The organism is Sulfuricurvum sp. (assembly GCF_019163035.1).
Lineage (GTDB): Bacteria > Campylobacterota > Campylobacteria > Campylobacterales > Sulfurimonadaceae > Sulfuricurvum.
The window spans coordinates 1-8,003 of the sequence record NZ_JAFLKV010000049.1; the positions used below are offsets into that span (position 1 = coordinate 1).

Annotated in this window: 8 protein-coding genes and 1 tRNA gene; 5 read left to right on the forward strand and 4 right to left on the reverse strand. The window is 40.3% G+C overall.

Annotation, left to right across the window (positions count from 1 at the left end):
• The first annotated feature begins 61 nt into the window (after nt 1-61).
• Both trbL and JZU62_RS04410 read left to right on the forward strand, forming a co-directional pair.
• Complete coding sequence (gene trbL / locus JZU62_RS04405) at nt 62-1,171, forward strand: P-type conjugative transfer protein TrbL (RefSeq protein ID WP_295012288.1); 1,110 nt, start codon at nt 62-64, stop codon at nt 1,169-1,171.
• Nucleotides 1,172-1,219: 48 nt separating this feature from the next.
• Nucleotides 1,220-1,969, forward strand: a complete 750-nt coding sequence (locus JZU62_RS04410) for a conjugal transfer protein TraL (RefSeq protein ID WP_295012290.1) — start codon at nt 1,220-1,222, stop codon at nt 1,967-1,969.
• A gap of 60 nt (nt 1,970-2,029) precedes the next feature.
• Here the strand turns inward: JZU62_RS04410 and traI are convergent, their stop codons facing one another.
• Together traI and JZU62_RS04420 are read right to left on the reverse strand one after the other, a co-directional pair.
• Entirely contained in the window at nt 2,030-3,637 is a 1,608-nt protein-coding gene (gene traI, locus JZU62_RS04415) for a TraI/MobA(P) family conjugative relaxase (protein ID WP_295012292.1), read from the reverse strand.
• On the reverse strand, nt 3,627-4,016 hold the full coding sequence (locus tag JZU62_RS04420) for a DNA transfer protein (RefSeq protein WP_295012294.1): 390 nt from the start codon (nt 4,014-4,016) through the stop codon (nt 3,627-3,629). Before JZU62_RS04420 ends, traI begins: the two co-directional genes overlap by 11 nt.
• A gap of 278 nt (nt 4,017-4,294) precedes the next feature.
• Between JZU62_RS04420 and JZU62_RS04425 the strand changes: the two genes are divergently transcribed.
• The gene (locus JZU62_RS04425) at nt 4,295-4,684 is read left to right on the forward strand and encodes a hypothetical protein (RefSeq protein ID WP_295012296.1); all 390 of its coding nucleotides are present in this window, start codon (nt 4,295-4,297) and stop codon (nt 4,682-4,684) included.
• Between the two features lie 84 nt (nt 4,685-4,768).
• On the opposite strand, the gene JZU62_RS04430 is transcribed toward JZU62_RS04425, so the two are convergent.
• Nucleotides 4,769-6,076: an integrase arm-type DNA-binding domain-containing protein gene (locus JZU62_RS04430; protein WP_295012298.1), complete on the reverse strand. Its 1,308-nt coding sequence runs from the start codon at nt 6,074-6,076 to the stop codon at nt 4,769-4,771.
• A gap of 202 nt (nt 6,077-6,278) precedes the next feature.
• A tRNA-Met gene (locus tag JZU62_RS04435) sits at nt 6,279-6,355 on the reverse strand.
• A 193-nt stretch (nt 6,356-6,548) separates the two neighbouring features.
• Here JZU62_RS04435 and groES point away from each other — a divergent pair.
• Together groES and groL are read left to right on the forward strand one after the other, a co-directional pair.
• Nucleotides 6,549-6,809, forward strand: coding sequence for a co-chaperone GroES (groES, locus tag JZU62_RS04440; RefSeq protein WP_295012300.1), 261 nt, complete (start codon nt 6,549-6,551; stop codon nt 6,807-6,809).
• 11 nt (nt 6,810-6,820) lie between these two features.
• Nucleotides 6,821-8,003, forward strand: a 1,183-nt coding sequence (gene groL, locus JZU62_RS04445; RefSeq protein WP_295012303.1) for a chaperonin GroEL, incomplete at its 3' end; no start/stop codon positions are given.

Genomic DNA, 8,003 nt, shown 5'->3' on the forward strand with positions numbered 1-8,003 from the left:
AACGGGTGGAAACATAAAAGTGAAATGACTGGAAACATGGGAGTGAAATTTACATCCCTCGATGCTTTTTGCGGGAATTGATACAAACAACAATGTCGATGGTGTCCTAGGAATTTTCTCCGCAGCATCCACTTCGTGGGTTAATGCAATTAAACCTGCGGGGATGTATCTATTTATGTCTTTTATCGTCATTGACTTCGTGCTGACATTTGGGGCTATGGCACTTAAAGGCACTGAAGTCGGCGCAATTTTATGGACATTAATCGAAAAAATAATGTGGATAGGGTTTTTCTTGCTGTTCTTCAATTCGGTTGATTATTTGAAGATGATTCCAGAGTCGTTCGCACAAATTGCGGCAAACGCTACAGATCGAAATATTGAACCAGACACGATCCTCGAAGCTGCTATGCAGTTGGTAATGGCTCTTTGGGATGGTATGACTATAACTGATATTGGGAGAAGTATAGCCGCCGTAATTGCCGGCGCAATTTGTTTAGTTGCTTTTGGATTGATGGCAGCTCAACTGTTCATGACATTGGTCAAGATTCAAATGTTGATCGCAGGATCATACATCGTTATTTCTCTTGGCGGATTATCTTATACCAGATCAATGGCGGTCAACCCGATAAAAGCACTCTTTGCTGCGGGAATGGAGTTGATGTTCATAAAACTGGTGCTAGCCCTCACGATTTCAACTATTGAGCAGTTGCAAGCATCAGTGGGAAATGACACTGGTTCATACGTTGCAATCATCGTGATGTCTATTGTTCTTGCCTCAGTAGTTCAAATGATAAACGGTGTGGTAAATAGCCTCATGAGTGGCTCACTAGGTGGAAATTCAGTAGCGGGGTTAGGTGTGGCAGCAGGTGTCGTCGGCGGTGCTATGGCGGGAGCCGCCGCTACCGCTAAAGGTGCAGCAGGAATGAGTGGGGCTGTGAAAGCGGCAAAAGGATTAAGCGCAGCGGGTCAAGGTTCAACTATAGGCAATATTGCCAAAGCGGTAGGTGCTGAAATGGTTAGAAAAGCGACGGGTGCCGATTCAAATGGTACCCTCCAAAAAGCAACACAAAAAATGAACCAAAAAACGCAATCAATCAATGAACAAAAAGAAATGGATGCAGCCAAGGCGGATGCCGGTAGCTATGTAAATAGCGTAGCTGCCGCATCATAATCATAAGAGCGTATAGCTCTATTTAACATCATAAAAAAGGAATCTACTATGAAAAAAACAGCAAATATCATTTTGCAAGGCAAAGGCGGCGTTGGGAAGAGTTTTATATCTTCCCTTATTGCTCAATACTACCATGAGCTAAGAGGTGACAACGGAGAGAGTCTAGTTTGTGTCGATACAGATCCGAATAATGCAACATTTTTTTCTATCTCGGCATTAAGCGTCAATCATTTGACTTTACTTGATCGTTTTGGCAAGTTTGATCCGCGTAAATTCGATACACTCGTTTTAAATATGCTTCAGAGTGAGGATAAAGACTTTGTTATTGATAACGGTGCAACGTCATTCATTCCTTTGATCGAATACATTTCAGAAAATGATACATTTGCAACGTTAAGCAATAAATACGAGATAATTCTACACGTTCCCATCGTCGGAGGTCAAGCTCAAAAAGATACGATTAATGGATTTGTTCAATTACTTGAAAAATATCCGGGCGTTAAGTTTGTGGTATGGTTAAACGAGTTCCAAGGACTCATCGAGGACGCGGATGGAAAAGAATTTGAGGACATGGACGTTTACAAAAAATATAAAAAGAGTATCTTTGCATTGGTCTATATCGACGCTCAAAATCCCAAAACATTTGGCAAAGACATCGAGGATATGACTAAAGAGAGTTTGACATTTTCTGAAGTTCTCATGGATGCTCGTTTCAATCTGATTGCGAAACAACGATTGAAAATGTTTAAAGACAAGATTTTTGGCTATCTTCCTAAAATCCTCGGGGAAAAAGTATAAAAATTTCGCACCTGCTTTACAATGGAAAATGAGGGGTTGTTAACCCCTCGGACTATCATACTATCTCCCCATCCCTTTTTCCAGATCCACATTTACAATTTTTTTGTCTTTCGACTGATTGGGCACCTTTTCTTGACTAATTGATCGCATTCTTTCCATTTCAGTATCTTTGAATTTAATATCGACTCCGTATTTAATCGTAATGATCACCATCTGTTTTTTAAACTCGTCCGTACCTTGTACGTCCAAATCTTTACCAAATTTTTCTTTGGCCAATAAAAGTGTTTGGAGGTATTGAGATTCTTTTTTTAATATAGTGGTTTTGATCATGCTTCCTTGATCCATGATTTTAGTGTCACGATCCAGTTTATACACAATATCCCCGGACTTTGTAATAATTGGTGCTTTCTTGGTGTCAATCACCGGTTTAAAATCCTCTCCAATGATGATGTTGGCATCTTTGATCGGTTCGGCTTTTTTATTCTTACCGTGGTTTAATAGATCAAGGGCTTTTAAATCGCCGGTAATCGCTTTCTCAATCAAAAAGTCTTTATAGGATGTGTGCCGTACTTCATTGTATATCTCCGCTTTAGCTTCTCTATCTTTGGCGTAAAGCTGTCTTAGATCTTCTCGTTTATTTCTCGCAACGTCTAAATATCCTTGCCGCTTTTCTTCTCGGCTCAAATTAACCTCACGCTGCACTTTTCCTCTCTCGAATTTTGCCGTTGTCAAAATCACCAGTTTATCTTTAGCGGTTTGTTTCTTCTGCTCTTCGATCAAAAGGATCTTTTGCACTTTGTTTTGATCCGCTTGTTTTTTGTACTCGTCCCAGTACTCATTTTTAACTTTTGAACGAGATCCGAATTTCTCTTTAGCTTCAGTTATCGCAGCCGGCTTTTGAAATTCACCCAATTTTTTTTCAAGCTTTCCTCTGGATAGATCCCTTGAAACATCAGAGGCCTTAACATGGTAGTTAGATGATCGAGACGATATAACCATGCCATTTCCACGTTCTACAAGTTCAAGATCATATTCACCTAAAGTTTTATGCAGCTCTTCCCATGATCTACCCTCTTCCAATACCTTTTTAACAGATCCGGCAACTTCCTCTTTGATCCACGTTTTAAAACTCTCAATACCGGAATGGATCTCTTGTATAGAACGATCAGTATACTTTTCTTTATTCGGAATATGGTTATCAATTTTTAAACCGTGTTGGATCTCCAACTGTGCTGCTTTCTCTTGTAGCTTGGTTTTATCAAACGACGGATCGACGTTGCGGTATAGATCGGGATCGATCTTGTTAATGGCTATATGGATGTGTAGATTATTCGTATTACCATGAACAACGCTTAGGCGTTGGTGTCTTTCCATTCCAATGGATCTAACGAGTTCCGCTTCAATCTCTCGCATCATTTCCGACGTCGGGTTCTCGTCGGATTGGAAAGAAACTACCATGTGATATGTTTTATCTGATTTTGCCCTGGTATTCATTGCCTGAGTATTTTCAATCTCTAAAATATTATCCTCGACATTTTCAAAAGAGCAGTTTGTAAAAGTGTACTCTTCGACTTTTTGACGGCCGTTCTTTTCGTCAAGCATATAATTGGATAAATTTTTAAAGCTCGATTGTGTTGAAGCTTTTTTGGTGATTTTTTTAACGATCATTGGATCTCATTATTTTTAAAGCCTCTTGCTTTAAAATTTGTTGGATGCGCTCGATCTCGTCCACTAGTACATCAATATCTTTATAGGTTCTTTGACTGCTAAAGTTCTCTTTGTCATCACTGTTTCGATTGAGCCACATTTTAAATAAACCACCCAATCTTCCTAAATCAGAATTTGTTTTTAAAAGAGCTGCCGCCGCCTGTTCATCCACTATCGATTTAACGGGGTAATTCATCCCAAGAGAGCGAAGATAATTTGATGATGATAAACCGAAGCGGCTTGCTTGTTCACTAATTGAATTTAGCTCTTCTTGATTAACCCGAATCGGCAAAATTTTACCCCGAATTTCAAGTGGATCTTTTCTTTTTTTTGGCGGCATTTCGCCCTCCTCTTTTACCGTTGAGCACCTTGGTGCGAATAAGTGTCAGGATGAAAACTATATACTTTTGCTTCGCTAATGTATATACGTTTACACATCCTGCCTTTTTTATATCATAAAGTATAGCACAAAATTATACACACAATATCTAAAATAGAAAAACCTCTTAAAAGAGCGCTTTTTCAGTCAAAATTTCTATTAGAAAACACGACTTTATTTTACAATATGATACAATATTGTAAAATATAGAACTATATATTACAATTTAGGAGGAAATGATGGCACTTAAAAAAGGTGAAGCAATGCTTGAGTTTTTTTCACTCTTAAAAATACTGAAAAAACTATATGAAGATGATGGTTATCGCTCTGCAAAAATGCTGTATGAGAAAGTCAAAAATGATCATAAAATCAAAATGAGCTATGAGCAGTTTAATATCTATTTTAAGAGAAATTTAGCTCCTCAAAAAGAGGTAAAAATCTCTGGAGGACCAACACCAAAAAATGAGGCTGAAACGGTCGGATCATCAAATGGAGATCATACCATTGTACAAACAATCGAGGAAACTAGAGAAGAAGAAACAGGGCCGATTGTTTTAAGAGATCGACAGAAAAAAACCTCTTTTAGTCCTTATGCAGTCAAGATTGATGATCCAAAAAAAATATGGTGACTAGCAAGTTGGAATTAAATACCAATATTTAATCAATTAAATAATGATATTAAAACGTAGCATAGTGAAATGCAATCGGTTGATTTATTTTGTCCGGTTTTCCCTTGACGTTTTCGCTTTGTCTAAAAAATCCGCCCACCATTGCATCAGCTCTCTCATCTGCTCGGTGTAATCGGCTTTGTGGGTATAGGCTCTAACAACTTTATTTTCCTCATGGTGATCTAGCGCACGTTCTCGAACTTCAAAACTCACTCCATGCTCTTTAGCGTATGTTTCACTCAGTGATCGGAAAGTACCTCTAAAACTGTGAAGTGTTTGTTTGCGGCCGTTTACCTCGTCAATAAATCCCAACGATCGTAATGCTTTATTGCCACTCTCTTTATTCGCATGGGTGAGATTATTGCGTACACCATGAAATACCCATTGTCCCCATCCAGTAATCTCTCTTATTTCCTTGAGAATATTTAACGCTTGTACCGGGAGCGGTAATACAAAGTCAGGTAGATTTTGATCTTTAACTTTCATCTCTGATCGAGGTATCGTAATGATCGATTTTTCAAAATCGACTTGACCCCATCGTAATTTACATAGATTATCGGCACGTAAAGGCATAATAGAGACAAAACGGAGAATATTTCGCACGATAATCCCCCCCTCGCCTTTATAATCGTCTATACCCCTTAAAAGCTCTCCTAAGATTTTTTCGTCCGTGATCTTAGGGATGTGTTTTTCTTTCCGGGGGATGAATGCGTCGCTACTGATTCGATCGGTGATATTGATTTCCGTATAACCGTGATTGATCGCATATCTCCAAAGCCGGTTACAATCTCTGAACCGGCGAATCGCTACTTCGGGAGCCGTCTTCTCTTTTGTCTTAATGATTTTCAATAATTCGGGATGGGTAATATCTTTAATGTGCTTTGAGGAGATAATGATATGACGTTCGTTGTAAGTACACAAGTAGGGAAAAATATCTTTTTCAAACGATGAAACGCGCTTATTGTGTGTACTCTCGTCATTGTTAAGTGAGTTAAGCCATTCATACGCTACTAGGTGAAACTGCCCATCAATGGACGCTTGTTCTTCGATCGCTTTTGCTTCGATTTTTGCTTTGGACTCTTTACGCTCTGAGGCTGGGTCTATCCCTTTGGCGATCTCTCGTTTATATTCGTCTCGTTTGGCTCTTGCTTCAAGTAATGTCGTTTCAGGATAAGTGCCTAATGAAAGTAGCTTTTCTTTGCCCTCAAAGAGATATTTCAAACGCCATAATTTACCGCCGGTCGGTTTAATCAGTAAAAATAGTCCGCCGCCATCAAAGAGTTTATAATCTTTTTCGGCTGATTTTGCCTTTTTTATTTCTGTATCGGTTAGGGGTACTGCTTTGCGAGCCATAGGTAAATCTCACTTTTTAGGGGTATCTTTTTAGAGGCTTTGATACCCCTAAAGCAAACTACCCCTAATCCTACCCCTAAAAATCTTAGTTTTATATGAAGTGCATAAATGGACATCGGAGGATAAAAAGGAATAAAAACAGCTATTTTGTGGAGTTTTAAAGGATTTTTTGAATGAATTTGATGGGGATTGATTTGTAAGATGGTGGCGGGGGGGGGACTCGAACCCCCGACCTCCGGCTTATGAGACCAGCGCTCTAACCAGCTGAGCTACCCAGCCATCTTTTGGGAAGACCGGAATTATAGTAAACCATTACTTATTAAAAGCTAAAAGTAAAAATAAACCTACGAATAAATTTTAACATACACAACACAAGCTCATATTAATTGAGTCTCAAAGACTAAGACATTGACAATTAACCTAAACTCGTGTACAATCCCAAGCATATAAAATCATTAAAGAAGGAAAAACAATGAATTTTCAACCACTTGGAAAACGAGTATTGGTTCAACGCCTCGAAGAAGCAACTACAACCGCATCGGGTATCATTATTCCTGACAATGCAAAAGAGAAACCATCTCAAGGAACTGTAATAGCAGTGAGCGAGAAAGTAACCAATGTAGAGATAGGAAATGTTGTCGTTTTCGGTAAATACGCCGGTACAGAACTAACATTAGAGGGGAAAGCTTACCTCGTTATCGCTACCAGCGATTTACTCGGAATTATTAAATAAAGGAAACTATTATGGCAAAAGAAATTCATTATGCAGACGAAGCTCGCAACAAACTAGCCGCAGGGGTACAAAAACTCACTGATGCAGTCAAAGTAACGATGGGACCGCGTGGACGTAACGTCCTTATCCAACGCAGCTACGGCGCACCACTTATCACCAAAGACGGTGTAACGGTTGCAAAAGAAGTTGAACTCAAAGATGTTTTGGAAAATATGGGGGCACAACTCGTTAAAGAGGTAGCTTCTAACACAGCAGACGAAGCGGGAGACGGTACCACTACGGCAACCATCCTTGCCAACTCTATTTTCAAAGAGGGTCTTCGCAACATCACGGCAGGTGCTAATCCAATCGAAGTAAAACGGGGTATGGACAAAGCGACTGAAGCGATTTTGGCAGAACTCAAAGCGGCGTCACGTATCATCAACGATAAAAAAGAGATTGCACAAGTCGCTACTATCTCGGCTAACTCCGATGAGCGTATCGGTGCCATGATCGCTGAAGCGATGGACAAAGTAGGTCGTGATGGTGTTATCACGGTTGAAGAAGCCAAAGGGATCAACGACGAACTCGACGTTGTTGAGGGGATGCAGTTCGACCGCGGTTACCTCAGCCCGTACTTCATCAACAACTCGGAAAAAATGACCGTTGAGCTGGATCACCCGTTTATCCTTTTGTTCGATCAAAAAATCTCAAACCTCAAAGACCTTCTCCCTGTGTTGGAGCAAGTTCAAAAAAGTTCACGCCCTCTTCTCATCATCGCTGAAGATGTAGACGGTGAAGCGTTGGCAACCTTGGTCGTGAACAAATTGCGCGGTGTACTCAACATCACAGCCGTTAAAGCACCGGGATTCGGTGATCGCCGTAAAGCAATGCTCCAAGATATCGCGGTACTCACTCGTGCACAACTCATCAGTGAAGAGATCGGACGTACACTCGATAGCGCAACCGTAGCTGACCTCGGTCAAGCGTCTCGTGTTGTTATCAGCAAAGATAACACCACTATCGTTGACGGAGCTGGAGATAAAGATGCAGTGAACTCACGTATCAAAGAGATCCGTACCCAAATCGAAAGCACCACGAGCGAATACGACAAAGAGAAACTTCAAGAGCGTCTTGCGAAACTCGCAGGCGGTGTTGCGGTTATCAAAGTCGGAGCAGCGACTGAAACCGAAATGAAAGAGAAAAAAGACCGCG

Coding starts and splice junctions, on each gene's coding strand:
- trbL (WP_295012288.1), top strand. CDS start 62: ATGCTTTTTGCGGGAATTGATACAAACAACAATGTCGATGGTGTCCTA.
- JZU62_RS04410 (WP_295012290.1), top strand. CDS start 1,220: ATGAAAAAAACAGCAAATATCATTTTGCAAGGCAAAGGCGGCGTTGGG.
- traI (WP_295012292.1), bottom strand. CDS start 3,637: ATGATCGTTAAAAAAATCACCAAAAAAGCTTCAACACAATCGAGCTTT.
- JZU62_RS04420 (WP_295012294.1), bottom strand. CDS start 4,016: ATGCCGCCAAAAAAAAGAAAAGATCCACTTGAAATTCGGGGTAAAATT.
- JZU62_RS04425 (WP_295012296.1), top strand. CDS start 4,295: ATGGCACTTAAAAAAGGTGAAGCAATGCTTGAGTTTTTTTCACTCTTA.
- JZU62_RS04430 (WP_295012298.1), bottom strand. CDS start 6,076: ATGGCTCGCAAAGCAGTACCCCTAACCGATACAGAAATAAAAAAGGCA.
- groES (WP_295012300.1), top strand. CDS start 6,549: ATGAATTTTCAACCACTTGGAAAACGAGTATTGGTTCAACGCCTCGAA.